Annotated in this window: 23 protein-coding genes and 1 pseudogene; 12 read left to right on the top strand and 12 right to left on the bottom strand. The window is 70.9% G+C overall.

From position 1 onward, the window contains the following. Nucleotides 1–74: 74 nt before the first annotated feature. Both FFT09_RS13105 and glpX read left to right on the top strand, forming a co-directional pair. On the top strand, nucleotides 75–371 hold the full coding sequence (locus FFT09_RS13105) for an exodeoxyribonuclease VII small subunit (protein ID WP_081191497.1): 297 nt from the start codon (nucleotides 75–77) through the stop codon (nucleotides 369–371). An 81-nt stretch (nucleotides 372–452) separates the two neighbouring features. Then, nucleotides 453–1,514 carry a class II fructose-bisphosphatase gene (gene glpX, locus FFT09_RS13100; RefSeq protein WP_081191498.1) on the top strand — a complete coding sequence of 354 codons (1,062 nt, stop codon included), beginning with the start codon at nucleotides 453–455 and terminating at the stop codon, nucleotides 1,512–1,514. Between the two features lie 24 nt (nucleotides 1,515–1,538). On the opposite strand, the gene FFT09_RS13095 is transcribed toward glpX, so the two are convergent. Further along, nucleotides 1,539–2,525, bottom strand: a complete 987-nt coding sequence (locus FFT09_RS13095) for an NAD(P)/FAD-dependent oxidoreductase (protein WP_138382864.1) — start codon at nucleotides 2,523–2,525, stop codon at nucleotides 1,539–1,541. A 96-nt stretch (nucleotides 2,526–2,621) separates the two neighbouring features. On the opposite strand from FFT09_RS13095, the gene FFT09_RS13090 reads away from it, so the two are divergent. Continuing rightward, entirely contained in the window at nucleotides 2,622–4,028 is a 1,407-nt protein-coding gene (locus FFT09_RS13090) for a class II fumarate hydratase (RefSeq protein WP_138382863.1), read from the top strand. Continuing rightward, the gene (locus FFT09_RS13085; RefSeq protein WP_138382862.1) at nucleotides 4,025–4,570 is read left to right on the top strand and encodes a potassium channel family protein; all 546 of its coding nucleotides are present in this window, start codon (nucleotides 4,025–4,027) and stop codon (nucleotides 4,568–4,570) included. Before FFT09_RS13090 ends, FFT09_RS13085 begins: the two co-directional genes overlap by 4 nt. A gap of 3 nt (nucleotides 4,571–4,573) precedes the next feature. Here the strand turns inward: FFT09_RS13085 and FFT09_RS13080 are convergent, their stop codons facing one another. Then, a complete protein-coding gene (locus FFT09_RS13080; RefSeq protein WP_024874936.1) occupies nucleotides 4,574–5,149 on the bottom strand; it encodes a TetR/AcrR family transcriptional regulator in 576 nt (191 codons plus the stop codon). Nucleotides 5,150–5,224: 75 nt separating this feature from the next. Between FFT09_RS13080 and FFT09_RS13075 the strand changes: the two genes are divergently transcribed. Genes FFT09_RS13075 through guaB1 form a run of 3 tightly spaced genes read left to right on the top strand, consistent with a single transcriptional unit; the run spans nucleotide 5,225 to nucleotide 9,145 of the window. Then, nucleotides 5,225–6,244, top strand: coding sequence for a DMT family transporter (locus FFT09_RS13075; RefSeq protein ID WP_138382861.1), 1,020 nt, complete (start codon nucleotides 5,225–5,227; stop codon nucleotides 6,242–6,244). Next, on the top strand, nucleotides 6,154–7,671 hold the full coding sequence (locus FFT09_RS13070) for an ATP-dependent DNA ligase (RefSeq protein ID WP_138382860.1): 1,518 nt from the start codon (nucleotides 6,154–6,156) through the stop codon (nucleotides 7,669–7,671). The genes FFT09_RS13075 and FFT09_RS13070 overlap by 91 nt, the downstream gene beginning before the upstream one ends. Nucleotides 7,672–7,705: 34 nt before the next feature. After that, entirely contained in the window at nucleotides 7,706–9,145 is a 1,440-nt protein-coding gene (guaB1, locus tag FFT09_RS13065) for a GMP reductase (protein WP_024874939.1), read from the top strand. Between the two features lie 108 nt (nucleotides 9,146–9,253). Here the strand turns inward: guaB1 and phoH2 are convergent, their stop codons facing one another. Together phoH2 and FFT09_RS13055 are read right to left on the bottom strand one after the other, a co-directional pair. Beyond that, entirely contained in the window at nucleotides 9,254–10,612 is a 1,359-nt protein-coding gene (phoH2, locus tag FFT09_RS13060) for an RNA 5'-3' helicase PhoH2 (RefSeq protein ID WP_081191504.1), read from the bottom strand. A 367-nt stretch (nucleotides 10,613–10,979) separates the two neighbouring features. Further along, nucleotides 10,980–11,759, bottom strand: a complete 780-nt coding sequence (locus tag FFT09_RS13055) for an isoprenyl transferase (protein ID WP_081191505.1) — start codon at nucleotides 11,757–11,759, stop codon at nucleotides 10,980–10,982. A gap of 108 nt (nucleotides 11,760–11,867) precedes the next feature. Between FFT09_RS13055 and trhA the strand changes: the two genes are divergently transcribed. Then, nucleotides 11,868–12,545, top strand: coding sequence for a PAQR family membrane homeostasis protein TrhA (gene trhA / locus FFT09_RS13050; RefSeq protein WP_138383193.1), 678 nt, complete (start codon nucleotides 11,868–11,870; stop codon nucleotides 12,543–12,545). 6 nt (nucleotides 12,546–12,551) lie between these two features. Here trhA and FFT09_RS13045 read toward each other — a convergent pair whose 3' ends face one another. Continuing rightward, nucleotides 12,552–12,962, bottom strand: a complete 411-nt coding sequence (locus tag FFT09_RS13045) for a Rid family hydrolase (protein ID WP_081191515.1) — start codon at nucleotides 12,960–12,962, stop codon at nucleotides 12,552–12,554. Between the two features lie 90 nt (nucleotides 12,963–13,052). Here FFT09_RS13045 and FFT09_RS13040 point away from each other — a divergent pair, with 90 nt between their 5' ends. After that, nucleotides 13,053–13,424 carry a winged helix-turn-helix transcriptional regulator gene (locus tag FFT09_RS13040; protein ID WP_081191516.1) on the top strand — a complete coding sequence of 124 codons (372 nt, stop codon included), beginning with the start codon at nucleotides 13,053–13,055 and terminating at the stop codon, nucleotides 13,422–13,424. A gap of 10 nt (nucleotides 13,425–13,434) precedes the next feature. On the opposite strand, the gene FFT09_RS13035 is transcribed toward FFT09_RS13040, so the two are convergent. Then, nucleotides 13,435–14,094, bottom strand: coding sequence for an NAD(P)-dependent oxidoreductase (locus FFT09_RS13035; RefSeq protein ID WP_244231350.1), 660 nt, complete (start codon nucleotides 14,092–14,094; stop codon nucleotides 13,435–13,437). 47 nt (nucleotides 14,095–14,141) lie between these two features. Between FFT09_RS13035 and FFT09_RS13030 the strand changes: the two genes are divergently transcribed. Next, nucleotides 14,142–14,615, top strand: coding sequence for a cupin domain-containing protein (locus FFT09_RS13030; RefSeq protein ID WP_081191517.1), 474 nt, complete (start codon nucleotides 14,142–14,144; stop codon nucleotides 14,613–14,615). A 149-nt stretch (nucleotides 14,616–14,764) separates the two neighbouring features. On the opposite strand, the gene betT is transcribed toward FFT09_RS13030, so the two are convergent. From betT to FFT09_RS13015, 3 genes are read right to left on the bottom strand one after another with little or no spacing between them, the layout of a single operon-like run. After that, the gene (gene betT / locus FFT09_RS13025; RefSeq protein WP_244231349.1) at nucleotides 14,765–16,342 is read right to left on the bottom strand and encodes a choline BCCT transporter BetT; all 1,578 of its coding nucleotides are present in this window, start codon (nucleotides 16,340–16,342) and stop codon (nucleotides 14,765–14,767) included. Between the two features lie 5 nt (nucleotides 16,343–16,347). Beyond that, nucleotides 16,348–18,006, bottom strand: a complete 1,659-nt coding sequence (betA, locus tag FFT09_RS13020; RefSeq protein ID WP_138382859.1) for a choline dehydrogenase — start codon at nucleotides 18,004–18,006, stop codon at nucleotides 16,348–16,350. Nucleotides 18,007–18,010: 4 nt separating this feature from the next. Further along, a complete protein-coding gene (locus FFT09_RS13015; protein WP_138382858.1) occupies nucleotides 18,011–19,498 on the bottom strand; it encodes an aldehyde dehydrogenase family protein in 1,488 nt (495 codons plus the stop codon). 200 nt (nucleotides 19,499–19,698) lie between these two features. Here FFT09_RS13015 and FFT09_RS13010 point away from each other — a divergent pair, with 200 nt between their 5' ends. Then, nucleotides 19,699–20,271, top strand: coding sequence for a TetR/AcrR family transcriptional regulator (locus FFT09_RS13010; RefSeq protein ID WP_024874949.1), 573 nt, complete (start codon nucleotides 19,699–19,701; stop codon nucleotides 20,269–20,271). A gap of 11 nt (nucleotides 20,272–20,282) precedes the next feature. Here the strand turns inward: FFT09_RS13010 and FFT09_RS13005 are convergent. Then, a pseudogene (locus FFT09_RS13005) lies at nucleotides 20,283–21,605 on the bottom strand (3-hydroxybutyrate oligomer hydrolase family protein); the annotation flags it as partial. A 162-nt stretch (nucleotides 21,606–21,767) separates the two neighbouring features. Between FFT09_RS13005 and FFT09_RS13000 the strand changes: the two are divergent. Further along, the gene (locus FFT09_RS13000; RefSeq protein WP_244231348.1) at nucleotides 21,768–22,745 is read left to right on the top strand and encodes an extracellular catalytic domain type 1 short-chain-length polyhydroxyalkanoate depolymerase; all 978 of its coding nucleotides are present in this window, start codon (nucleotides 21,768–21,770) and stop codon (nucleotides 22,743–22,745) included. A 3-nt stretch (nucleotides 22,746–22,748) separates the two neighbouring features. On the opposite strand, the gene FFT09_RS12995 is transcribed toward FFT09_RS13000, so the two are convergent. Both FFT09_RS12995 and FFT09_RS12990 read right to left on the bottom strand, forming a co-directional pair. Further along, a complete protein-coding gene (locus tag FFT09_RS12995; RefSeq protein ID WP_244231347.1) occupies nucleotides 22,749–23,573 on the bottom strand; it encodes an endonuclease/exonuclease/phosphatase family protein in 825 nt (274 codons plus the stop codon). Between the two features lie 112 nt (nucleotides 23,574–23,685). Then, nucleotides 23,686–25,611: an acyl-CoA dehydrogenase family protein gene (locus tag FFT09_RS12990; protein ID WP_138382856.1), complete on the bottom strand. Its 1,926-nt coding sequence runs from the start codon at nucleotides 25,609–25,611 to the stop codon at nucleotides 23,686–23,688. Nucleotides 25,612–25,667: the final 56 nt, after the last annotated feature.

Below are 25,667 nucleotides of genomic sequence, written 5' to 3'. Positions count from 1 at the left end.
CACCGCGTCGGATGCGGCGAAGGTGGCCTTCGCGGCATCACGGTGACCGGCCGGCGTCACGGTAGGGTGCGACCGTGAGCGAAGCGAACGACGGCGCCGACGAGGTGGCCGACCTCGGCTACGAAGAGGCCCGTGACCAGCTGATCGAGGTCGTGAAGGGGCTGGAGGCAGGCGGGCTGTCCCTGGAGGAGTCGCTCGCGTTGTGGGAGCGGGGCGAGCAGCTGGCCCGGCTGTGCGAGCGGCACCTGGAGGGCGCCCGCGAGCGGATCGAGGCCGCGCTGGCTACCGTAGAAAACACTGAAACCACTGCAGACGCTGAAGACACTGCGGACACGGACACCGAGAATGCGGGCGGCGACGGCGGCGCGTGATCTTTCCGACACGGCCGTGGGCGTGTCAGCCGGGCACCCGGTAGAGAGAAGCGACGCGGGACGACATCCTCGGGAGGCACCATGACCAGCGCCAGCCAGCCACCTGCCACCCGGCGCGGTGAGGCACCGGATCGCAACCTCGCGATGGAACTCGTCCGGGTTACCGAGGCCGCCGCCATGGCCGCGGGCCGCTGGGTCGGCAAGGGCGACAAACTCGGCGGCGACGGTGCCGCCGTCGACGCGATGCGGCAACTGGTGGGCACGGTGTCGATGCGGGGCGTCGTGGTGATCGGTGAGGGCGAGAAGGACGAGGCGCCCATGCTCTACAACGGCGAGCGGGTCGGCAACGGCGACGGCCCGGAGTGCGACGTCGCGGTGGACCCCGTCGACGGCACCACGCTGATGTCGAAGGGCATGCCCAACGCGCTCGCCGTGCTGGCGGTCGCCGAGCGCGACGCGATGTTCGACCCGTCCGCCGTGTTCTACATGGAGAAACTCGCCGTGGGGCCCGAGGCGGCTGGCGCCGTGGACCTGTCGGCTCCGATCGCCGAGAACATCCGCAGGGTGGCGAAGGCCAAGCACAGCAGCGTGTCCGACGTGACCGTGTGCATCCTGGACCGGCCGAGGCACGAACAGCTGGTGCGGGAGGTTCGGGAGGCCGGGGCACGCATCCGGTTCATCAGCGACGGTGACGTGGCCGGAGCGATCGCCACGGCGCGGCCCACCACCGGCGTGGACCTGCTGCTCGGCATCGGGGGCACGCCGGAGGGCATCATCGCCGCGTGTGCCATGAAGTGCCTCGGCGGCGAACTCCAGGGCAGGCTGTGGCCGAAGGACGACGAGGAGCGCCGCAAGGCGCTGGACGCGGGCCACGATCTCGACCGGGTCCTCACCACCGACGACCTCGTGGGTGGCGAGAACGTGTTCTTCTGCGCCACCGGTGTCACCGACGGCGACCTGCTGCGCGGCGTTCACTACCGCGCGGGCGGCGCGACGACCCAGTCGATCGTGATGCGCTCGAAGTCGGGCACGGTGCGGCTCATCGACGGCTACCACCGGCTCACCAAACTGCGGTCCTACTCGTCGGTGGACTTCGACGGCGCGGCCGACGACGCCGACGACGTGGTGCCTCCGATCCCGTGACGCGGCGCCGGGCGGCCGGGACGCTCAGACGTCGCTGGAGTGGCCGGGGAAGAGCTTCGCGCCGGGATCGAGTGCCACGGCGATGTTGTTGACGGCCGTGGCCGCCTCACCGAACCCCGTGGCGATGAGCTTGACCTTGCCGGGGTAGGACGCCACGTCCCCCGCCGCGTACACGCGCTCGCGCGCGGTGGCCATCGTCGTGTCCACGGTGATGGCCCGCCGCTCCACCCGCAGTCCCCAGCTTTCGAGAGGCCCGAGGTCGGCGGTGAAGCCCAGCGCGGCCACCACCGTCTGCGCGGGCAGGGTGAGCGTGTTGCCGTCCCTGCCTTCCAGGTCCACTTCGGCGAGTGCGCCGCTGTCGTCGCCGCGCAGGGCGGTGACCTCGGTGTCGGTGAGCACGCGCACGCCCTCGTCGTGGGCCTCGGCCACGACCGAGGGGGCGGCCCGGAACCGCGCCCTGCGGTGGACGAGTGTCACGCTCGCGGCGATCGGCCGCAGTGCCAGCGCCCAGTCGAACGCCGAGTCGCCGCCGCCGACCACCACCACGTGCTGGCCCGCGTGGACGTCGAGGGCGGGCACGAAGTGGACGAGTCCCCGGCCGAGCCAGTCGCCGCCCGAGGGCAATGGCCGGGGCGTGAACTCCCCGATCCCGGCGGTGATCAGCACCGCCCGCGCGTCCACCACCTCGCCGCTGGTGAGGGTGACCCGCAGGCCGTCGCCGGTGTCGTCGAGAGTGTCGGCCTTGCGGCCGAGGAGATATCCGGGATTCCAGCGGCTCGCCTGCTCCACGAGCCCCTTCACGAGGTCGCGCCCGCGCACGGCGGGGAATCCGGCGACATCGTAGATCATCTTTTCGGGATACATGGCCGTGATCTGACCACCGGCTTCGGGAAGCGAGTCGACGATCGCCGTCGACAACCCGCGGAAACCCGCGTAGTAGGCGGCGTACAACCCGGTGGGTCCCGCACCCACGATCAGCAGATCGACCGACAGTGTCCCGGACCCGCTCATGGGCCCACCGCCTTCCGGCTCGCCTGCGCTGGCAGTGGTGATCCTAGTGCCTCAGGCCACGCGGCGGTGGGTGTGAAGCTGCGCCAGACTGGCCGTATGGCTGAACAGGAGTACCGGATCGAACGCGACACCATGGGCGAGGTCGCCGTCCCGGCCCATGCGCTCTACCGCGCCCAGACCCAGCGGGCCGTCGAGAACTTCCCGATCTCCGGCCGAGGGCTGGAACGTTCCCAGATCCGGGCGCTGGGGTTGCTCAAGGCCGCCGCAGCGCGGGTCAACGCACGGCTGGGGGTGCTCGACGGTGACGTGGCCGCCGCCATCGCCGCCGCCGCGGACGAGGTGGCCGAGGGCGCGCACGACGAGCATTTCCCGCTCGACGTGTTCCAGACCGGCTCCGGCACGTCGTCGAACATGAACGCCAACGAGGTCATCGCCACGCTGGCGTCGCGCGCACTGGGCCGCGACGTCCACCCCAACGACCACGTCAACGCCTCGCAGTCGTCGAACGACACGTTCCCGACCACGATCAGGGTGGCGGCCACCGAAGCCGTGCTCGCGGACGTGGTGCCCGCGCTTGATCACCTGGCCGGGGTCGTCGAGCGGCGCGCCGCCGAGTGGCGGGACGTCGTGAAGTCGGGCCGCACGCACCTGATGGACGCCGTGCCCATCACGTTCGGCCAGGAGGCCGGTGCATGGGCGGCCCAGGTGCGATTCGGGATCGAGCGGCTGCGAAGCGGCCTGCCGAGGCTCGCCGAACTGCCCATCGGCGGCACGGCGGTGGGCTCGGGACTCAACGCCCCGCCCGGATTCGGCTCGGCCATGGCCGCCGAGCTGGCCCAGGTCACCGACCTGCCCCTGACGGAGGCCCGGGACCACTTCGAGGCGCAGGCCACGCAGGACGGCGTGGTCGAGACCTCCGGACACCTGCGCACGGTGGCCGTGTCGCTGAACAAAATCGCCAACGATCTGCGCTGGCTGGGGTCCGGGCCCCGGACGGGCCTGGCCGAGGTGGCGTTACCCGACCTCCAGCCCGGTTCGTCGATCATGCCGGGCAAGGTGAACCCGGTGATCTGCGAGGCGACCCTGCAGGTCGTGGCCCAGGTGGTGGGCAACGACGCCGCCGTGGCGTTCGCGGGCGCGCAGGGCAACTTCCAGCTCAACGTCAACCTGCCTGTGATCGCTCGCAACGTGCTGGAGTCCGCCCGGTTGCTGGCCGCCGTGTCCCGGCTGCTGGCCGACAAGGTGTTCGCGGGACTGACCGTGAACGTCGAGACGGCCCGCGCCTACGCCGAGGGCTCGCCCTCGATCGTGACGCCGCTCAACGCCTACCTCGGCTACGAGGAGGCCGCCGCCGTGGCCAAACAGGCGCTGGCCGAGCTGCGGCCGATCCGCGAGGTCGTCCTCGAGCGCGGGCACGTCGCCGGGGGCGCGCTCACCGAGGAGCAGCTCGACGAGGCGCTCGACGTGCTGGGCATGGCGCGAGGGCACCGCCCCCGCTCATGACCGGAGCGGAGCCCGCCGAGCCCCGTCACCGCGCGAGTCGTCGCGCGGTGACGGTGGCGCTGCTGCGCACGGCACTGTCCGCGGGCCTGCTGGTCACCGGCTACTACCTCGCTCCGCTGGAGGGCCAGCTGGACTCGCTCGGGTGGCTGTGGTTCGTGCTGGCTCTCGTCCTGTTCGTCGTGGTCGTCGTGCGCCAGCTCAGGGCGATCGTCGTCTCGGACCAGCCGAGGCTGCGGGCGGTGGAGGGCCTGGGAGTCGCGTTGCCCCTGCTGTTCGTGGTGTTCGCCCTGACCTACGTGTCGCTGGACCGCGCGGCCCCGGGCAGCTTCACCGAGGCGCTCGACCGCACCGACGCCCTCTACTTCACGGTCACCGTCTTCGCCACCGTGGGATTCGGCGACATCACGCCGGTCACCGCCACCGCGCGCATCCTCACCACCGTGCAGATGGTCGTCGCGATCGTCGCGCTCGGGGTGATCGCGAGGATCTTCGTGGCCGCCGTCGACGTCGCGGTCCGCCGCCGGGACAACCCGCCCTCGTAACGTTCAGCCCTGGTCGAGCAGCTGGCGCGCCACCTCCTTGGCATTGCCCACCGCACCGGGCACGATGCCCAGTGAGGCCGTGACCGTGGCTCCCTCCAGGAGGTTGAGCAGCGAGGTCGCCAGCTTGCGCGGGTTGCGCACCCCCACGTCGCGCACCAGCGTCCGCAGGTAGTCGAGCATCCACTGCTTCTGCTCGCGGATCACCTCGCGGGCCGGATGGGTGGCGTCGGGCAGCTCCGCCTGGGCGTTGACGAACGCGCAGCCCCTCGGGTTCTCCGTCGCGATCCACTCCTCCAGCGCGTCGAACACCAGCAGCACGCGCCGCGCGGGCGCGATCCTGCCCCGGCGCTCCACCACCGAGCGCACGTGCTCGCGGTAGCGCTCGTCGCGTCGCTTGAGGTACTGGCCCACGAGCGCGTCCTTGGAGCCGAACCGGTCGTAAAGCGTCTTCTTGGTGACGCCGGCCTCCGAGGCGATCGACTCGACACCGACGGCGTGAATGCCGTTGTCGTAGAACAGCTTCCCCGCCACTTCGAGCACCCGCTCGGCGGCAGGGGTCAGCACGAGGTCCTCACTCATACCTTGACGGTATACCGATCGGTCTAGTATGTCTAGTAACCATACCGGTCGGTATACTTCAGAGACGGAGGATCCATGCGACTCGACTCCGTGCTGTCCGCCTGTTTCGTGCTGACGTGGAGCTCCGGCTTCGTCGGCGCGGCGCTCGGCACGGCACACACCGGTGCCTGGACGCTGCTGGCCTGGCGGTTCTGGATCGTGGCCGCCCTGCTCGGTGGCTGGTGGCTCCTGCGGCGCCGCCACGCACTGCCGCGCCGGGCTGTTGCCGTGCACACCGTGGTCGGCGTGCTCTCCCAGGGTGTCTACCTCGCGGGCGTCGTGTGGTCGGCGGAACTCGGCGTACCCGCTGGCCTCGCCGCGCTGGTGGCCGCACTGCAACCACTGGCCACGGCGGTGCTGTCCGGCCCGCTGCTGGGCGAGCGGACGACCGGGCCGCAGTGGGCCGGGCTCGGGGCTGGGCTGGCAGGCGTGGCGCTCGTCGTGGGCGACGACGTGACCGGGCCCGCGGCGGCGCCCGCCCTCGCCTACGCGCTGCCGTTTTTGGCGATGGCGGGCCTGGTCGCGGGCACCTTCGTCGAGCGGCGAGCCGGAGCCTCCGCCCGGCTGCCGCTCACCGACTCGCTGGTGATCCAGGGCGTGGCCAGCGCGGCGGTGTTCACGGTGGTGGCTGGCGCGACCGGTGGCCTCACCGTCCCGGCCGAGGGCGGCTTCTGGTTCGCCGTGGCCTGGGTGGTCGTGCTGTCGACCTTCGGCGGGTACGGCAGCTACTGGCTCGTGGTGCGCCGCCGTTCCGTCAACCACGCGGCCACCCTGCTGTACCTGACGCCGCCCACCACGATGCTCGCCGGATTCGCCCTGTTCGGCGACACCATCACCCTCACGGGCCTCACGGGTCTCGCGGTGTGCGCCGCCGCCGTCACGTGGGTGCTGCGGGCCGCCTCCAACGCAGCCCCGCGACCCCGTCCGGCGCGCGCGATGTCGGAGTCCGGCGCCATGATGGCGGAATGCAGCTCCACGACGTCGTCACCGCCTCGGCACGACTCGCGGCCACCCGATCCCGCAAGGCCAAGACCGCCGTCCTCGCCGACCTCCTGAGCGGCGCGGCCGCCGACGAGCTCGCCGCCGCCGTGGCGTTTCTGACCGGGCAGCCGACGCAGGGCCGCATCGGCGTGGGCTGGCGCACCCTCACCGCCCTGCGCACCCCACCGGCCACCAGCGCGGAGCTCACCGTGTCGGAGGTCGACGCCGCGCTGGGCGCGGTGGCGGGCACCAGCGGTAGCGGGTCCGCGTCCCGGCGGGGCGAGAAGTTGCACGCACTGCTCGCCGGGGCCACCGCCGACGAGCAGGACTTTCTCCTCCGGCTGCTCACCGGTGAGCTGCGCCAGGGCGCGCTGGAGGGCGTGATGGTGGAGGCCGTCGCCGCCGCGGCCGGGGTGCCGGCCGAGGCCGTGCGGCGCGCGTTCATGCTGTCCGGCCGGTTGCCCGCCGCCGCCCACGCCGCGATGGCGGGCGGGGTGGCCGCGCTGCGCGAGTTCCGCATCGAGCTCGGCAGGCCGCTGCGGCCCATGCTGGCCTCGCCTGCCGACTCCCTCACCGGAGCCACGGCCGAGCTGGGCGCGGTCTCCGTGGAGTACAAACTGGACGGCGCACGCATCCAGGTTCACCGCGACGGCGGCGACGTGCGGGTCTACACGCGCACGCTGCGCGAGGTCACCGACCACGTCGCCGAACTGGCCGCGTTGGTCCGCGACCTGCCGTGCCGGGCCGTGGTACTGGACGGCGAGACACTCGCGCTCACCGACGACGGCAGGCCCCGGCCGTTCCAGGAGACGATGTCGCGCTTCGGCAGCACCCGCGAGGAACAGGTGCGGCAGCTCCTGCTGCGGCCCTACTTCTTCGACTGCCTGCACCTCGACGGTGCCGACCTGCTCGACGCTCCGCTGCGCGAGCGGCAGGCCGCGCTGCGGACCGTCGCGGCCGACCACCTGGTGCCCGGCGAGCGCGCCCCCCGCGACCCGGACGAGGTCCTCGCCGCGTCGCTGCGGGACGGGCACGAGGGTGTGGTGGTGAAGGCACTGGACTCGCCGTACGCGGCGGGCAGGCGGGGTCGCGCCTGGTTGAAGGTCAAGCCCGTACACACGCTCGATCTGGTGGTGCTTGCGGCCGAGTGGGGCCACGGGCGGCGGCGAGGGTTCCTGTCGAACCTCCACCTCGGGGCCCGCGACCCCGACGGCGGCCCTCCGATCATGGTGGGCAAGACGTTCAAGGGGCTCACCGACGAGCTGCTGACCTGGCAGACGGAGACCTTCCCCCGGTACGAGAGCCACCGCGACAGCGCGGCCGTGTTCCTGCGGCCCGCGCTGGTCGTGGAGATCGAGCTCGACGGCGCCCAAGTCAGCACCCGCTACCCCGGCGGAGTCGCCCTGAGGTTCGCCCGGGTGGTGCGCTACCGGCCGGACAAGGAACCCTCCGACGCCGACACCATCGACGCCGTACGGGCACTCGCTCCCGGCGGGCGCTGACACCGGCGGCCCGTACCACGTAGGCTGAAGCCTCGTGCGGTTTCTCGAAGGCCACCGGCCCGCTCACGACCTGACCTACGACGACGTCTACCTGCTGCCCAACCGCTCCGCGGTGGAGTCACGCTTCGATGTCGACCTCTCGGCAGCCGACGGCACGGGCATCACCATTCCCGTCGTCGCCGCCAACATGACCGCCGTCGCGGGGCGGCGCATGGCCGAGACCGTCGCCCGACGTGGCGGCCTGGTGGTGCTGCCCCAGGACGTCGATCCCCACGCCGTCACCGACATCACCGCGTGGGTGAAGGACCGGCATCCCGTGTGGGACACCCCGCTCGTGCTGACGGCGGGCGACGCCGTGGCCGACGCGCTGAACCTCGTCGGGAAACGATCGCACGGCGCGGTGGTGGTCGTGGACGACGACGGCCGCCCGCTCGGCATCGTCACCGAGACGGCCTGCGCCGGTGTCGACCGCTTCGCCCGGCTGGGCGAGGTGCTGGAGGAGTCGGTGCTGACGGTGCCGCTGACCACCCCGCCCCGGGAGGTCTACGAGCGGCTGCACGAGCGCGGCGAGACGCTGGCGCTCGGGGTGTCCGAGGGCGGTCACCTCGTGGGCGTGCTGTCCCAGGTCGGTGCCCTGCGCGCCGGCATCTACACGCCCGCGCTGGACGCGGGCGGCAGGCTCCGCGTCGGCGCGGCGATCGGGGTCGGCGGAGACGTCGCCGCCAAGGCCGAGGCCGTGCTCACCGCCGGGGTGGACGTGCTCGTCGTCGACACCGCACACGGCCACCAGGAGAAGATGCTGGCCGCACTCAAGGCCGTGCGTTCGGTGTCGCCGCGCGTGCCCGTGGTGGCGGGCAACGTGGTCACCGCGGCGGGTACGCGGGACCTCATCGAGGCCGGAGCCGACGTCGTGAAGGTCGGGGTCGGGCCCGGCGCCATGTGTACGACCCGCATGATGACCGGCGTGGGCAGGCCGCAACTGTCGGCCGTGCTCGACTGCGCCACGGCGGCGGCCGAACTCGGCAAGCACGTCTGGGCCGACGGCGGGGTGCGGCACCCGAGGGACGTCGCGCTGGCGCTCGCGGCCGGTGCCTCGGCGGCCATGGTGGGCTCGTGGTTCGCCGGCACGCACGAGTCGCCCGGCGACCTGCGCTACGACGAGCACGGCAGGCCCTACAAGGAGTCGTTCGGCATGGCGTCCAAGCGCGCCGTCACCGCGCGGACCCGCTCCGACAACGCCTACGAGCGGGCCCGCAAGTCCCTGTTCGAGGAGGGCATCTCGTCCTCGCGCATGGCGCTCGACCCGCAGCGCCCCGGCGTGGAGGACCTGCTCGACTCCATCACCGCGGGGGTGCGCTCCGCCTGCACGTACGCGGGCGCGGGCACCCTGGAACAGTTCCACGAGCGCGCCGTGCTCGGCGTGCAGTCGGCGGCCGGCTTCGCCGAAGGCCGCCCCCTCCCCGCAGGCTGGTAACCATGTCCGCAGCCTGCGTAGCCGTGTCCGCAGGTTACGTAGCCGTGTCCGCATCGTGCGGTGCGGACACGGCTACGGGAGGTGCGGACACGGCACCTGAGCTGCGCGTCAGCTGTGGTTCTCCAGCATCTCCGTCACCAGCGCGGCGATCGGGGACCGCTCGGACCGCGTCAGCGTCACGTGGGCGAACAGCGGATGCCCCTTCAGCTTCTCGATCACCGCGGACACCCCGTCGTGCCTGCCGACACGCAGGTTGTCGCGCTGCGCGACGTCGTGGGTCAGCACCACCCGTGAGGCCGTCCCCAGCCGGGACAGCACCGTGAGCAGGACGTTGCGCTCCAGCGACTGCGCCTCGTCCACGATGACGAACGCGTCGTGCAGCGAACGGCCCCGGATGTGGGTCAGCGGCAGCACCTCCAGCATGCCGCGGTCGAACACCTCGTCCACGACCTCCTGGCTCACCAGCGCGCCGAGGGTGTCGAAGACCGCCTGCGCCCACGGCTGCATCTTCTCGCTCTCGCTGCCCGGCAGGTAGCCGAGATCCTGCCCGCCCACGGCGTACACCGGGCGGAACACGACCACCTTCCGGTGCATGTTGCGTTCGAGCACGGCCTCCAGCCCCGCACACAGCGCCAGCGCCGACTTGCCCGTACCCGCGCGCCCACCCAGCGACACGATGCCGACCTCGGAGTCCAGCAGCAGGTCGAGTGCGATGCGCTGCTCCGCCGAACGCCCGTGCAGGCCGAAGACCTCCCGATCGCCCCGCACCAGCCGCACCCGCTTGCCTGCCGTGACCCGGCCCAGCGCGCTCGTGGTGCCCGCCAGCAGGCGTAACCCGGTGTTGCAGGGCAGCTCGCGCGCCTCGGCTCTGCCGTAGTCGCCGAGGTCGGCCTCACCCGTGGCGAACAAGGCGTCGATGGCCTCGGCCGGCACGTCGAGATCCGCCATCCCCGTCCAGCCCGACGGCGTGACCTCCTCGGCGCGGTACTCGTCGGCGGTCAGCCCCACCGCGCCGGCCTTGACGCGCAGCGGGATGTCCTTGGTCACCAGCGTCACCGTCTCGCGCTCCGTCGCCAGGTTCAGCGCGCACGCGAGGATGCGGTGGTCGTTGGAGTCGGTGCGGAATCCGGGTGGCAGCACCGTTGGGTCTGAGTGGTTGAGCTCCACGTGCACGGTGCCGCCGTGCTCCCCGATCGCCACGGGCGCGTCGAGCCTGCCGTGCGTGCGCCGCAGGTCGTCCAGCAGCCGCAGGGACTCTCGGGCGAACCACCCGAGTTCCGGGTGGTGCCGCTTCGCCTCCAACTCGTTGATCACCACGAGCGGCAGCACCACGTGGTGCTCGGCGAACCGGGTGATCGCCCACGGGTCCGACAACAACACGGACGTGTCCAGCACGTAAGTGCGGGGCCGCTGGTCGCCGGTGTCGCCCGGGGCGGAGCCCGGTCGGGGTAAACGCTGCGCAGTCACGACGGCATCTCCCTCAGGGGCGTCGGCACCACGCCCCGCACTCGCTGGGCCGGGCACTGCCCTGGCTGGTCGTCGGCTCCGACACCGTCGGTGTCAGGGCAGACGCCCACGAGGGCCCGGTGCCGGCCCCCTCGCGCGCGTCGGAAGCGGCGGCACCGTGGGTGTCGCCGCCGTTCGCTCCATCACTGCCACGACCAGGGCCTCCCGTGGCGACGCACCTGGGTCCGTGTGCCGCCACCTCGGAAGCTACCCGCGACACCCTGCCTCATGCAGGCAGCCAGGTAGGTGAATCGGTGAAAACGAGCCTTACGTTTCGTAAACGCGGCCCACCGCAACGGGGGATGACCCCCTGCGCGTCACCTGATGTTCACCCGCCGTACCGGCGATGGCGGAGCGCGAAGTCACGCAGCGCACGCAGGAAGTCGACACGGCGGAACGCGGGCCAGTATGCCTCGGTGAACCAGAACTCGGAGTGCGCCGACTGCCAGAGCAGGAACCCGGACAGCCGCTGCTCCCCCGACGTCCGGATGATCAGATCCGGGTCCGGCTGCCCCGACGTGTACAGGTGCTCGGAGATGTGATCGACGTCGAGGATCTTCGCGAGTTCGTGGATGGTGGTGCCCTCGTCGGCGTGCTGCTGCAGCAACCTGCGCACCGCGTAGGCGATCTCCTGGCGACCCCCGTATCCGACCGCGACGTTGACGATCATGCCGCTGCGGCCGTCGGTGCGCTGCGCGGCGGCGCTGAGCCGCGCGGCCACGTCGGTTGGCAGCATGTCGAGCGCGCCGACGATGGACAGCCGCCACGAGTTGCCCGGCTTGGCCAGCTCGTCCACCACGTCCGGGATGATCTCCAGGAGTGCGGCGACCTCCTCGTTCGTCCGGCTGCGCACGTTGTCGATCGACAGCAACCACAGCGTCACGACCTGGACGTTCGCCTCCCGGCACCACGTCAGGAAATCAGCGATCTTGCGTGCCCCGACCCGGTGACCGCCGTTGACGTCGGTGAATCCGGCCTCCCGAGCCCACCGGCGGTTGCCGTCGAGGATGATGCCGATGTGGCGCGGATGCCGCCCCGCGGCCTGTTGTTTGAGCCGCCACGAGTACGCCGTGTACACCACGCGAGAGAGGACCGACCGAAGACTCACAGCACGGCAGCGTACGCCTGGCCGTGACGTGACGTTCGCCGTACTCCCGGCCCCATACCGGTGCGCCCGAACCTACGCTTCCGTAGCCTTGGCCGGGTGAGCGCAGCAATGCACGATCAGCCCCCGGCCCCGGTCTCCGACGCCGTCGACAACCGTCCCCGCCTGAGGGGCCACCTGCACTTCTGGAGTTTCTTCGGAGCCCTCGCGGCCGGAGCCACGTTGATCGCTCTGGCCGCGTCCACCGTCTCGGGCCTGGCCGCGCTGGCGACCTCCGTCTACGGCGTCACGGTGCTCGGCGTGTTCGGCGTGAGCGCGCTGTACCACCGCCGCCTCTGGAGCCCCCGCGCCTACGCCTGGATGAAGCGCGCCGACCACTCCATGATCTTCTTGTTCATCGCGGGCACCTACACGCCGTTCACCCTGCTGGCGATGTCGCAGCCCACCGGCTACGTCGTGCTCGGCGTCGTGTGGGGCGGCGCCGTGGCCGGGGTCGCACTGAAGATGCTGTGGCCCAAGGCTCCGCGCTGGGTGGGGGTCCCCATCTACGTCGCGCTCGGCTGGGTGGCCGTGTTCGTGCTGCCCGAACTCGCCCGCAACGCCGGGGCGGCGGCGCTGGTGCTGCTGCTCGTGGGAGGCGTGCTCTACACCGTGGGGTCGGTCTTCTACGCGACCCGCTGGCCGAACTACTGGCCGAAGACGTTCGGCTATCACGAGTTCTTCCACGCCTGCACCGTGGCCGCCGCCATCGCGCACTACATCGCGATCTGGCTGGCGATGTACTCCTAGCCTTCGTCAGTCCAGCACCGCGGAAGCTTCGACCTCCACGAGCACGTCGGGCTCGAAGAGGTAGTCGACTCCGATGAGCGACGCGGGCGGCAGCGGGCGTGGGATCGCCAGTTCGTCCGCGACCTCGTCGATGCCCGCCATGAAGGCGCCCATCTGGTCGGGTTGCCAGCCGACGACGAAGAAGCGCAGGCGCACGACGTCGTCGAAGGTCGCGCCCGCGCCCGCGAGGCCGCGCGCCGTGTTGCGCAGCGCGTGTGCGAGCTGGCCGGTCAGATCCCCCGGCGCGAGGGGAGTGCCCTGGGCGTCGCGCGAGATCTGCCCGGCGACGTGCACCTGCCTCGACCCGGTTCCGATCGCGACGTGGTGGTACGGGACTGGCTGGAACATGCCCTCGGGAGTCAGGAGCTGCACTGTCATGGTCTTCCCTTCGGTGGTGACGCCGACGAACTTCGCCGGTATACGAGAGGTACCTGGTTTCAGAAAGCAACTTCAACGAGACTAGGTTTCATGCCGGATACCACCCCCATCACTTCGGAACATCCGCAGATCACCGCCGAGCACCGCGAACTGTTGGACCAGCTGCTCGACAAGTGGTCGCTACTGGTGCTCGACAGACTGTGCGAGCGCCCCCGACGCTTCAACGAGCTGCGCCGCACCATCCCCGTGATCACCCAGAAGTCGCTCACGGCGACGTTGCGGCGGCTGGAGCGCAACGGGATGGTCTCGCGGCACGTCGTCGCCACCCGTCCCGTGGCCGTCGAGTACCACCTCACGCCACTGGCGAAGACGCTGCAGGACCTCATCGACGCGCTGCTGGCATGGACCTCCGCGAGCCTGCCCGAGGTGCGGCAGGCACGCGCCCGGTACGACGAGTGCTGAGGCGCCCGGGTCAGGACGCGATGCCCACCACCTGCCGCACGGTGGCGGGGTCGTCGAGTGACGCGAGCATGGCGTGGGCGAGATCGGCGCGCGAGACGGAGTGTCCGCCCGGGACGCCCTGACCGAGTGCGCGCCGGTAGTTCTCGGTCAGCGGCGTGTCCAGCAGCCGGGGTGGACGCATGATCGTCCAGTCGGTGTCGCTGTCGCGCACGTGGCTTTCCATCGCCGCCAGGTCGGCGTAGACGTCGCGGAAGACGGCCCGCACCACGGGAGTCAGCAGCGCACGTCCGAGCAGGGACTCACCGGCGGGCACGGGGCCGACCGGCGCCGCACTGACCACGACGATCCGGCGCACGCTGTCCCTGGCACGCAGGATGGCGCGCACGGCGGTCGCGGCGATGTCGCCGCGTTTGTTGCTTGCCGCCAGCGCCGAGAGCACGGCGTCCCGCCCGGCGATCGCGGGCCGCAGTGCGGCCGGGTCGGCGACATCGGCGGTGAGGACCGTGAGGTTCCGGTGCGAGAGCGGCATTCGCGCCGGGTCTCGCACGACCGCCGTGACCGTGTGATCGTGTTCGAGAGCCTGTTCGACCAGGTGCCTGCCGGTACCCCCGGTTGCCCCGAAGATCGTGATGTCCATGAACGCCTCCTCGATCAGTGAGTACTCACTCACCCTAGTATGGTGAGTGAGTACTCACCAACCACGGAGGTGCGACTGCGATGACCGCTCCGTTCCAGACGACCCACGCCGACACACGCTGGCTGTGGCACCTCGGTTCGCTGCTCCAGCTCAAAGCGACCGGGGAGGACACCGCCGGACGGTTCGCCATCACCGAGCACACGTGCAGGCAAGGCGCGGCGGCGCCACTGCACCGCCACTCCCGGGAGGACGAGACGTTCGTCGTGCTCGAAGGCGAGCTGAGCATCCACATCGACGGCCAAGTCTTCAGCGCAGCCGCCGGGTCACTCACCTTCGCGCCGCGCGGGATCTCCCACGCCTACCGGGTAGAGTCCCCGACCTGCCGCTTCCTCGCGCTCATCACGCCGGCCGGATTCGAGCAGTGGTTCACCGACACCGGCGAACCGGCGACGTCACCGACGCTGCCGCCGCGGCCCGGCCCAGCCGACACCGCGATCCTTGCCGACGCCGCCGCCCGCTACGGCGTGGAACTGCTGGGACCACCGCCGCACTGACGCCCTGCCGAAGACAACGACCTGGCGCCCGCGCCACAGACTGCGGACACGGCTACACAGGCTGCGGACACTGCTACGTAACCTGCGGACACGGCTACACAGGCTGCGGACACGGTGGGGGCGGCCGGGTTCGGCCGCCCCCACCACGATCAGTCGGCCGCCTCGACCCGCTCGGTCGGCTCCGCCGACTTCGGCAGGAACGCCTCGCCGGACTTCTCCCGGCTCAGTGCCTTGTACAGGCCCCACATCACCAGGATCATCACCACCGAGAACGGCAGGCCCATGATGATGGTCGCGTTCTGCAACGTCGCCACGCCGCCGACCACGAGCATCGCCAGGGTGAGCACGCCGATCACGATCGACCAGAACACGCGCACCCACGGCAGTGCGTCGGTCGTGGGCGTCGGCAGCCGCGACGTCAGGTTGCCCAGCACCAGCGCACCCGAGTCGGCCGAGGTCACGTAGAACAACAACCCCACCACGGTGGCGAGCCCCGCGCTGAAGGTCACGCCGGGGTACTGCGCCAGCAGCGTGTAGAAGCCCTGCTCGGGCGCGTTGGCCGCGATCTCGCCGAACTCGGCGTTGCCACCGCGCACGAGGCGCAGTGCGCTGTTGCCGAACACCGACAGGAACGCGAGCGTGAACAGGAACGGGATGACCAGCGTGGCGGCCACGAACTGGCGGATGGTGCGGCCACGGGAAATCCGCGCGAGGAACAGTCCCACGAACGGCGCCCACGCGATCCACCACGCCCAGAAGAACAGCGTCCAGTCGTTGAGCCACTGCACCGGCCGGTCGTAGGCGAAGGTGTTCAGCGTCATGTCGCTGAACCCGCTGACGTAGTCGCCGATGTTGAGCACGAGCCCGTTGAGCAGGTACACGGGATCACCGGCGAACAGGATGAACACCATCAGTCCGAGTGCCAGCACCACGTTGAGCTGCGACAGCCGCCGGATGCCCTTGTCGACGCCCGCGACGGCGGACACGGTCGCCATGAGCACCGCCAGCGCGATGAGCCCGATCTGCGCGGTCGTGCCCTGCGGGATGCCGAACAGGAAGTTCAGCCCGAAGTTCAGCTGCACCACGCCGATACCCAGCGAGGTCGCGATGCCGAACACGGTGCCCAGCGCGGCCGCGATGTCCACGGCGTGGCCCGGCCTGCCGTGAATGCGCCTGCCGATCAGCGGGTAGAGCGCCGAGCGGATCGCCAGCGGCAGCCCGCGCCGGAACGCGAAGTACCCCAGAGCCATGCCCATCAGCGCGTACATGGCCCAGCCGGTGATGCCGTAGTGGAACAGCGTCCACACCACGGCCTCCCGCGCCGCGTCGAGCGTCTCGGGATCGCCCTGCGGCGGGTCGAGGTACTGGGTGACGGGCTCGGCGACGGAGAAAAACATCAGATCGACGCCGATGCCCGCCGCGAAGAGCATCGAGCCCCACGCGAACAGGCCGTAGTCCGGTGTGGACTTCGCGGGCCCGAGAGTGATCTTGCCGTACTTCGAGACGGCCAGGAACACCACGAACACGAGGAACGCGGTCGCGATCAGGATGTAGTACCAGCCGAGTCCTTCCGAGACCCAGCCGACGAGGACGCCGATGGTGTCCGCCGCGTGGTCGGGGGCGAGCATGCCCCAGAGTGCGATCACGAGGATCACCGCCGCCGATCCCGCGAACGTGACGCGGTTGACGGTGTTGGGCTCCTTCGCGACCTGAGGTTCGCCGGACACGGAACTCACCTTTCGTCGGACCGGACGTGCCGGTGGTAGGGGGTCTCGGCCGGGGCCAGCGGGGTGTTGCCGCGGATCAGGTCCGCCGCCTTCTCGGCCAGCATCATCACGGGGGCGTAGATGTTGCCGTTCGTGAGGTAGGGCATGGCGGAGGCGTCGACCACGCGCAGGTTCCGCGTGCCGTGGACGCGCATACTCGTGGGGTCCACGACCGACATGTCGTCGACGCCCATGCGAGCCGTGCACGACGGGTGGTATGCCGTTTCGGCGTCGCGGGCGACCCAGTCGAGGATCTCGGTGTCGGACTCCACGCCGGGGCCGGGTGAGATCTCCCCGCCGTTGTACCCGTCGAGCGCGGGCTGTTTCAGGATGTCGCGCGCCACTCGAACGGCCTCGACCCATTCCTTGCGGTCGTTCTCCGTGGACAGGTAGTTGAAGCGCAGCGCGGGCTTGTCCTTCGGGTTCCGCGATCTGATCTTCACGTCCCCGCGCACGTCGGAGTACATGGGTCCGATGTGGACCTGATAGCCGTGCGGGGTGTCGATCTGCGTCCCGTCGTAGCGGACGGCGATCGGCAGGAAGTGGAACATCAGGTTCGGGTAGTCGACGACGTCGTTGCCGCGCACGAACCCGCCCGCCTCGAAGTGGTTCGTCGCGGCGGGGCCGGTGCGGCCCAGCAACCACTGCAGGCCGATCTTGGGCCGCTTGTGCAGCTTCAGTGCGGGGTTGAACGACACCGGCTGCGTGCAGGCGTGCTGGACGTAGACCTCCAGGTGGTCCTGCAGGTTCTGTCCGACCCCGGGCAGCGCGTGGACCGGATCGATGCCGAGCGGGCGCAGGTGATCGGGGTCGCCGACACCCGAGAGCTGGAGCAGTTGCGGCGTGTTGATCGCGCCGCCCGCCAGGATGACCTCGCCGCCGTAGACGGTCTCCGGTTTGCGGCCCAGCCTGCTCACCGACACACCGGTGGCGCGGTCACCGTCGAACAGGACCCGGTTGACGTGCGAGAGGCACTGCACGGTGAGGTTGCGCCGCCGCTTGACCGGATGCAGGTACGCCCGGGCCGACGACCAGCGCCTGCCCTTGCGGACGTTGCGGTCGAACGGGGCGAAGCCCTCCTGCTGGTAGCCGTTGACGTCGGAGGTCAGCGGGTGCCCAGCCTGCCGCGCGGCGTCCAGGAACGCGCCGAACAGCGGGTTGGTCGCGGGCCCGCGCTCCAGCCACAGCGGGCCGTCGTCGCCACGCCACTCGTCGCCGCCTGCCCGGCAGTTCTCCATGCGCTTGAAATACGGCAGGCAGTGCGCGTAGTCCCAGGTCCCCATGCCGGGGTCGGCGGCCCAGCGTTCGAGGTCGAGCGGATTGCCGCGCTGGAAGATCATGCCGTTGATGGAGCTGGAGCCACCGAGCACCTTGCCCCGGCCGTGGTAGACGCGGCGGCCGTTCATGTACGGCTCGGGCTCGGAGGTGTAGCGCCAGTCGTAGAGCGGGTTGCCGATGACCATCGTCAGCGCCGCGGGCATGTGGATGAGGACGTCCCAGATCCAGTCGGGACGGCCCGCCTCCAGCACCAGCACGCTGGTGGAGGGGTCCTCGCTGAGCCGGTTGGCCAGCACGCACCCGGCCGAACCGCCGCCCACGATGATGTAGTCGTACCGCCTGGCCACGGTGTCATCCCTCCTCGGGCGCGCCGGCGAACCAGCGCATCGGTGCGGGGTTGATGTTGTGGTAGATGTGCTTGGTCTCGCGGTACTCGTCGAGCCCGGCCGGGCCGAGCTCGCGGCCGATGCCGGACTTGCCGAACCCGCCCCACTCGGCCTGCGGCACGTACGGGTGGAAGTCGTTGATCCACACCGTGCCGTGGCGCAGCGCGTTCGCGACCCGCTGCGCGCGCGATGTGTCGCTCGTCCAGACCGCACCCGCGAGGCCGTAGTCGGTGTCGTTGGCGAGCCGGATGGCGTCGGCCTCGTCGTGGAACCGCTCCACGGTGACGACGGGACCGAAGACCTCCTCACGGACGGCCGTCATGTCGGCGGTGCAGTCGGCGAACACCGTCGGCCGCAGGAAGTAGCCGTCGGCCAGCTCCGGCTGGGTGGGGCGGCCCCCGCCGGCGACCAGCCGCGCGCCCTCGTCGACGGTTCGCGCGATGTAGCTCTCGACCTTGTCGCGGTGGGCGGCGGAGACGAGCGGGCCGCACTCGGTGGCCTCGTCGAGTCCGTTGCCGAGCCGGATCAGCTCGGCGCGGCGACCGAGTTCGGCCACGAACTCGTCGTGGACGGAGTCCTGCACGATCAGCCGAGCCCCCGCCGAGCACACCTGTCCGGAGTGGATGAACGCGGCGGCGAGCGCGTAGTCGACCGCCGTGTCGAAGTCGGCGTCGGCGAACACGACGTTGGGATTCTTGCCGCCGAGCTCCAGCGCGACGCGCTTCACGTCGTCCGCGGCCATCGCCATGATCTTCTTGCCGGTGGCCAGGCCACCCGTGAACGACACGAGGTCGACTCCGCCGTCGCGCACCATCGCGGAGCCGACCGTCGGCCCGTCGCCGAGCACGAGGTTGACGACGCCGGGCGGGACTCCGGCCTCGGCCAGCAGCGACACCAGGGTGACCGTGGTGAGCGGCGTCAGCTCGCTGGGCTTGAGGACCACCGTGTTGCCCGCCGCGAGCGCGGGCGCGACCTTCCAGCACATCTGGAGCAGCGGATAGTTCCATGGCGCGATGAGCGAGCACACCCCGACCGGCTCGTGGACCACCCGGCTGACGACTCCGGGATCGCCCGTGTCGACGACGCGGCCCGCGTCGGTGTCGGCCAGGTTGGCGTAGTAGCGGAAGACGTTGGTGACGTCGTCGACGTCGACGCGTCCCTCGGCCAGGGTCTTGCCGGTGTCGAGGCTCTCCTGCCTGGCGATCTGCTCGCGGTCGCGCTGCAGCAGCCCGGCGACGGCGCGGAGCAGTTCTCCCCGCTCCCGGGCCGAGGTGGCGCGCCACGGCCCGTCGTCGAAGGCGCGCCGAGCGGCTGTCACGGCGGCGGCGACGTCGTCCGGTCCGGCTTCGGACACGGTCGCCAGCGTGCTCCCGTCGTAGGGGTTGAGGACCGCGCGGCCACCGGTCGGTGTCGCCGCCTCGGTCCAGGCTCCGTCGATGTAGAGGTCTCTCATGGGACGGGTGTCCTGCTCCCTCCAGAGTGATGTGGTGTGGACCACACCATTTGTGTACGTCGGTACATGTTATATGTACTCACGTACACAATGGGGAGAAGGGTGTGTCGGAACCCACCCGACGAGATGTGGTGTCATGGCGGGTGACCGGCGGATCACGGTCGGGTTCGTGGTGCTCCGACGGGAGGGGAGCCTCGGGTATGACGACACAGGAAACGGCGACGCGCCGGCGCGGACGTGGTCCGAACGACCCGGACCGCCGCAACCGCATCGCGCGCGCGGCCATCAGCGTCATCGCCGACCGTGGCATCGGCGCGCTGACCCACCGTGCCGTCGCCGCCGAGGCCGGGGTGCCGCTCGGCTCGACGACCTACCACTTCGCCACGCTCGACGACCTCATCGCCGTGGCCCTCGACGAGGCGGCCCGGCTCAACGTCGCCGCGCTGCGGGAGTGGGACGCCGCACTGGAGAGCGACACCGATCTGGCGTCCGCGCTCACCGACCTCGTGCTCGACTCGGTGACGCAGCAGCGCGCCAGCACGATCGCGGAGTACAACCTCTACGCGCTCGCGCTGCAACGCCCCGACCTGCGCGGAGCCGCCGTCGCGTGGGACAACGCACTGGCCGAGTTGTTCGTCGCCCGCACCGACCCGCTCACGGGTCGCATGATCGCCATGCTGACGTGCGGGCTCATGATGCAGGCCGTGCTCGGCGACACTCCGCCGCATCGCGACGACGTCGAAGCGCTGTACCGCCGAGCCCTCCAGGACTGACCGTGTCCGGTCAGCTTGCACGTCGTCACCAGGTCTTCCGGGGTGGCCTTCGCGGGGCGCGGGACCGTCGCCGACGGCGGCAACGGCGTGCCCTCGGCCAGGAAACCCTCCAGGGACTCGAACGCCGTGCGGTGACACGGCGTCAACGCCCGCAGCCGGGCCGGGAAGGCGTCCACCAGCGAGTCGGTATGGGTGCCGTCCTCGATGCGGTAGTACCGGTGCAGGTCCCCACGCGCCTGCTCGCGCACCATGTCCGCGTAGACATCGGAGTCCTCGCTGATCGGCAGCAACACGTCGAGCGTGCCGTGCAGCGTCAGCAACGGCTTCCCGATACGGCCCGTCAGCCCGATGCGCTCGACGGCCTCGTGCACCTCCACCGGGCGTTGCCGGTAGTCGTAGTCGGTGTCGTCGCCGTCGAAGCCCGGGTCGATCTCCTCACGGTAGATCCGCTGCGTGAGTCCCCAGTAGACCTCGTGGTGGTACTCCCACAGGAACTCGGACCCCTCGGGAAACCCGGCCGCGACCAGCTCCGCGTGCGCCGCTGCGGCGCCGGGGCCGCCATCGGCATAACGCGGGTAGGCCGACAACGCGGTGGGCAGGTACTCCACCAGATTCGGCCCGTTCTCCGACCACAGTGTCCCTTCCCAGTCCACCCCGCCGTCGTACAACTCGGGGTGGTTCTCCAGCTGCCAGCGGACGAGGTAGCCCCCGTTGGACAGTCCGGTCACCAGCGTCGGATCGGGCCTGCGGTGGTAGTGCCGGGTCGTGGCGGCCTTCGCCGCGCGCGTCAGCTGCGTGAGGCGGTGGTTCCACTCGGCGATGGCATCGCCGGGACGGTCGCCGTCGGCGGCGAAGCCCACGCCGGTGTTGCCCTTGTCCGTGGCGGCGAAGGCGTAGCCCTCCGACAGCACCCAGTCCGAGATCGCACGGTCGTTGGCGTACTGCTCGCGGTTGCCGGGCGTACCCGAGACCACGAGCCCGCCGTTCCAGTTCTCGGGCAGGCGCAGCACGAACTGCGCGTCGTGGTTCCAGCCGTGGTTGGTGTTGGTGGTGGAGTCGTCGGGAAAGTAGCCGTCGACCTGCACTCCCGGCACGGGATCGGGCACCGGCAGCGCCTCCTGGGTGAGCCCCGCCCAGTCGGCGGGGTCGGTGTGCCCGGTGCGCGTGGTGCCCGCCGTGGTGAGGTCGGCCAGGCAGGCGACTTCCTGGTGCTGCGCACCCGGTACCCGCAGGCGCGGAGTGGGGCAGCCGGGACCCTCCGGTTCCGCGAGTACGGCCGGGGTCGCTGTGGCGGTGAGTCCCGCCGCCAGCAGGAGCGTGACGAGCGTGCGCATGAGCTGACCTCCGTTCCCTCGCCACCGTAGAAGCCGCTGTGACCGGGTGGAATGTGCCGCCGACCCACACTCGCGCACCGCGATGTGGCCGTCGGTGACATGGTTCGGACCACCGGCCACTCCCTACCGTGGTGTGGATCACAACGAGGTGAGGAGGGTCCCGTGAGAACGCACGTCCGCGCCCGGCGACTGCTGCCGCTTCTGCTGGCGGCCGCCCTGTTGGGGGTTCCCGTATCCGCTCATGCCGCGCCCGCCGCGGCGGCCGTCGAGGAGGTCGGCGATTTCGGCGCCGATCCCGGCAACCTCCGCATGCTCCGCTACGTTCCCGACGGGCTCGCACCTGACCGCCCGGTGGTCGTCGCGCTGCACGGCTGCACGCAGAACGCCACCGGCTACGGCACCGACTCCGGCTGGGTGGAACTGGCCGAGCGCTGGGATTTCAGTCTCGTCCTGCCGGAACAGCGTGGCGCCAACAACCTGAACAGCTGCTTCAACTGGTTCGACTCGGCCGACACGACCCGAGGACAGGGCGAGGTCGCGTCGGTGGTCAGCATGGTGGACCACACGATCGCCGCGACCGGCGCCGACCAGTCGCGCGTGTACGTCACGGGCCTGTCCGCGGGCGGCGGCATGACGTCGGCCCTGCTCGCGACCTACCCCGAGCGGTTCTCCGGCGGCGGGGTGGTGGCGGGCCTGCCGTACCGGTGCGCCGCCGCGCTCTACGAGGCCTACACCTGCATGTACACCGGCAAGAACCTCAGCCCGGAGGCGTGGGGCGACCGGGTACGTGACGCCAGCTCACACGAGGGCCCGTGGCCGACGATGAGCGTCTGGCACGGCGACGCCGACTACACCGTCACCGTCGCCAACCAGCGCGAACTGGTCGAGCAGTGGACCGACATCCACGGCACCGACGCGGAGGCGGACCGCAGCGACACGGTGGCGGGCTATCCGCGCACCGTGTATGAGGACGGTGCCGGGCGCCCGGTGGTGGAGGCCATCACGGTCACCGGCATGGGCCACGGCCAGCCGGTGGATCCCGGCACCGGCGAGGGTCAGTGCGGCAGTGCCGGCGCCTACGTGCTCGACGTGGACGTGTGCGCGGCCTGGCACCTGGGGCAGACCTGGAGCCTGCCGTGACGCTCAGCGCAGGCCGGGCCTGCCGCTCACGGTCACGTCGACGGCCACCGGACGGTGGTCCGACGCGGTTGTGTCGATCACCCGGGCCGCATCAGGGCTGACAGCACTGACGCTGTCGTCGGCGAACACGTAGTCGATGCGCGTGCGCGGAGCCTCGGCCGGGTAGGTGAGCCCCTGACCCTGCCCCGCCGCGGGCCAGGTGTCGGCGAGGTGGGTGGCCAGGCGCTCGATCTCCGGGGTGCCCGGCTCGGCGTTGAGGTCGCCCACCAGGACCGTCGGCCCCTCGACGTCGGCGAGCACCGCGTTGATGGCGTCGGCCTGGGCGAGCCGCTCCACGCGCGAGTCGTGCTGGAGGTGGGTGGAGTAGAAGTGCAGCGGGACACCGCGCACCAGCACCACCGCCTCCAGCAGCCCGCGCTGTTCACCGCCCTCCGGCCGGGGCAGTGGCACGTTGCGGCTGGCCTCGATGGGATACCGCGACAGGATCGCCGTGCCGTACTGGCGGCGCGGCTGCCCGGCCTCGGCCGGGTCCTCGTCGAGGTTCGCGCCGAAGGCGACGTGCATGTCGAGTTCGGCGCCCAGCCACCGCGCCTGGTCGACGAACTCGCTGCGCTCACCCCAGTGCCGATCGACCTCCTGCAGCCCCACGACGTCCATCCCGTGCCCCGCGATCACCTCGGCGACGTGCGGCAGGTCCAGCTCGTCGTCCGGACCCGCTCCGTGGTGGATGTTGAAGGTCGCGACGGTGAGGTCACGCGACTGCACGGGACTCCCCTGGGCCGACGGCGCTGACACCGCCACCATGCTCACGGCCAACAACACGCTCACGCCAAACCGTCTCACGCCGGTCCTCCCCACAGCTCGTCACGGACACCGTCTGCGACCCTATGCGTACCGGGCGGAGACGAACAGCGGCCGACTCGGCGATGAACCGGCGACGTCACTCCAGCATCGGAGCGCGCAACAGCGGCTCCGGGATGGCGAAGGCGTCCACCAGCGTGCGCGCGTGCGGGCGCAGCTCGCGGCACAGCCGGTTGACCCCCGCCACCACCGCCTTCGCGCGCGGGCTGGTGAGCCTGCCGTGTTCGAGAAACCACGCGCGGTCGGCCTCCACGGTCGAGAGCACGTACAGGTCACACAGCCTGCTCAGCAGCGTCCGCGCGTCCGCGTCCTCGACGCGCTCGATCGCCGCCACGAACGAGTCGAGCACGACGCGCTCGACGTGGACCCGCGCCGCGCGCAACACGTGGTCCTGCGCGTTGTTGAACACCTCGAACGCGTTGTCCCTGCCCGCCGCGCGCAACCGGCGCGCCAGCCCGTCCAGGACGTGCGACTCCCGGTCGGTGAACAGCTTGCACTGCCAGGCCCGGTCGAAGACGACCTCGTCGTCGTCGCGGGCGGGTGTGGCGTCGATCAGCCGCTCCACCACCTTCCTCGCCGCGGTGCGCTCGATCATCGCGCCCACGAACTGCTCCGCCGCGAAACGGGCTGTCGCGAGTGGACTCAGATCCTGGAACTGGTGCTTGTAGTGGGTGAGCAGGCCCTTGGCGACGAGCTGCAACAACACCGTGTTGTCGCCCTCGAACGTCGTGAACACGTCGGTGTCGGCCTTCAGCGACGGCAGCACGTTCTCCGCCATGTAGCCCGCGCCGCCGCAGGACTCACGCGCCGCCTGGATGCTGCTCGTCGCGTGCCACGTCGTCAGCGCCTTCAACCCGGCGGCCAGCGACTCCAGCTCCCGCTGGCGCACCTCGTCGTCCTCGGTGGCGGGAGCGCCGACGGTGGCGGCGCCGCCCTGCAGCTCGTCCAGGGTGGCCACCAGGTCCTCCTGCGCGAAGTGCAGCGCGTACGTGCTGGCCAGCGCGGGCAGGAGCCTGCGCTGGTGGGCGAGGTAGTCGAGGATCGTCACCTCACCGCCGCCGGGGCTGTCGAACTGGGTGCGGGTCTCGGCGTAGCGCACCGCGATCGCGAGCGCGCGCTTGGTGGCACTGCCCGCGCTGCCCGCGACGCTGATCCGGCCGCGCACCAGCGTGCCGAGCATCGTGAAGAAACGCCGGCCGTCCGAGTCGATCGGGCTGGTGTAGGTGCCGTCTTCGGTGACGTCGCCGTAGCGGTTGAGCAGTGCCGCGCGCGGCACCCGCACGTGGTCGAACGCCAGCCTGCCGTTGTCCACGCCGTTGAGCCCGGCCTTGACGCCACAGTCCTCGGCGGTGACGCCGGGCAGTACCGCGCCGCGCTCGTCCCGGACGGGCACCAGCAGCGCGTGCACACCCCGCGACTCGCCGTCCACGACGAGCTGGGCGAACACCACCGCCATGCGGCCGTCCCTCGCGGCGCCCCCGATGTAGGTCTTCACCGCCGACGGATCGGGCGTGTGGACGTCGAACTCGGCCGTCGCGGGATCGTAGGTGGCGGTGGTGCGCAGGCTCTGCACGTCCGAGCCGTGGCCCACCTCGGTCATGGCGAAGCAGCCGAGCAGCGAACCCGCCATGATGTCGGGCAGGTAGCGCTCGTGGTGGCGGCGCGTGCCGAGCAGTTGCACGGCACCCCCGAACAGCCCCCACTGCACCCCGGCCTTGACCATCAGCGACAGGTCTCCGAACCCGAGCATCTCGAACGACACCACGGCGGCGCCGATGTCGCCGCCCCCGCCGTACTCGGCGGGAAAGCCCAGCCGGGGCCGCCCTGTGCCCGCCAGCGTGCGCAACTGCTGGGTGATGCGCTCGCGATGCTGTGTGACGTCGAGCTTCTCGGTGTCGAAGGCTCCGCGGGCGGCTTCGTTCGCCAGGTGCTCGCGGACGTCCCGGCGGGTGTCGGCCCAGCGGCCGTCCAGCAGCGACGTCAGCACTCCGGTCAGGGTGTCCATGTGCCCAGCCTGCCTGAGAAAATCCTCGTGTGCAGGGGAAAGATCATCGAAACACC

Source organism: Saccharomonospora piscinae (assembly GCF_005862235.1).
GTDB classification, from domain to species: Bacteria; Actinomycetota; Actinomycetes; order Mycobacteriales; family Pseudonocardiaceae; genus Saccharomonospora; species Saccharomonospora piscinae.
This window is presented reverse-complemented; position numbering and strand designations above follow the sequence as displayed.

Coding starts and splice junctions, on each gene's coding strand:
- trhA (WP_138383193.1), top strand. CDS start 11,868: ATGCACGATCAGCCCCCGGCCCCGGTCTCCGACGCCGTCGACAACCGT.
- FFT09_RS13080 (WP_024874936.1), bottom strand. CDS start 5,149: ATGAGTGAGGACCTCGTGCTGACCCCTGCCGCCGAGCGGGTGCTCGAA.
- FFT09_RS13015 (WP_138382858.1), bottom strand. CDS start 19,498: ATGAGAGACCTCTACATCGACGGAGCCTGGACCGAGGCGGCGACACCG.
- FFT09_RS12990 (WP_138382856.1), bottom strand. CDS start 25,611: ATGGACACCCTGACCGGAGTGCTGACGTCGCTGCTGGACGGCCGCTGG.
- FFT09_RS13030 (WP_081191517.1), top strand. CDS start 14,142: ATGACCGCTCCGTTCCAGACGACCCACGCCGACACACGCTGGCTGTGG.
- FFT09_RS13095 (WP_138382864.1), bottom strand. CDS start 2,525: ATGAGCGGGTCCGGGACACTGTCGGTCGATCTGCTGATCGTGGGTGCG.
- FFT09_RS13075 (WP_138382861.1), top strand. CDS start 5,225: ATGCGACTCGACTCCGTGCTGTCCGCCTGTTTCGTGCTGACGTGGAGC.
- FFT09_RS13090 (WP_138382863.1), top strand. CDS start 2,622: ATGGCTGAACAGGAGTACCGGATCGAACGCGACACCATGGGCGAGGTC.
- FFT09_RS13070 (WP_138382860.1), top strand. CDS start 6,154: ATGCAGCTCCACGACGTCGTCACCGCCTCGGCACGACTCGCGGCCACC.
- FFT09_RS13040 (WP_081191516.1), top strand. CDS start 13,053: ATGCCGGATACCACCCCCATCACTTCGGAACATCCGCAGATCACCGCC.
- glpX (WP_081191498.1), top strand. CDS start 453: ATGACCAGCGCCAGCCAGCCACCTGCCACCCGGCGCGGTGAGGCACCG.
- FFT09_RS13085 (WP_138382862.1), top strand. CDS start 4,025: ATGACCGGAGCGGAGCCCGCCGAGCCCCGTCACCGCGCGAGTCGTCGC.
- FFT09_RS13010 (WP_024874949.1), top strand. CDS start 19,699: ATGACGACACAGGAAACGGCGACGCGCCGGCGCGGACGTGGTCCGAAC.
- FFT09_RS13045 (WP_081191515.1), bottom strand. CDS start 12,962: ATGACAGTGCAGCTCCTGACTCCCGAGGGCATGTTCCAGCCAGTCCCG.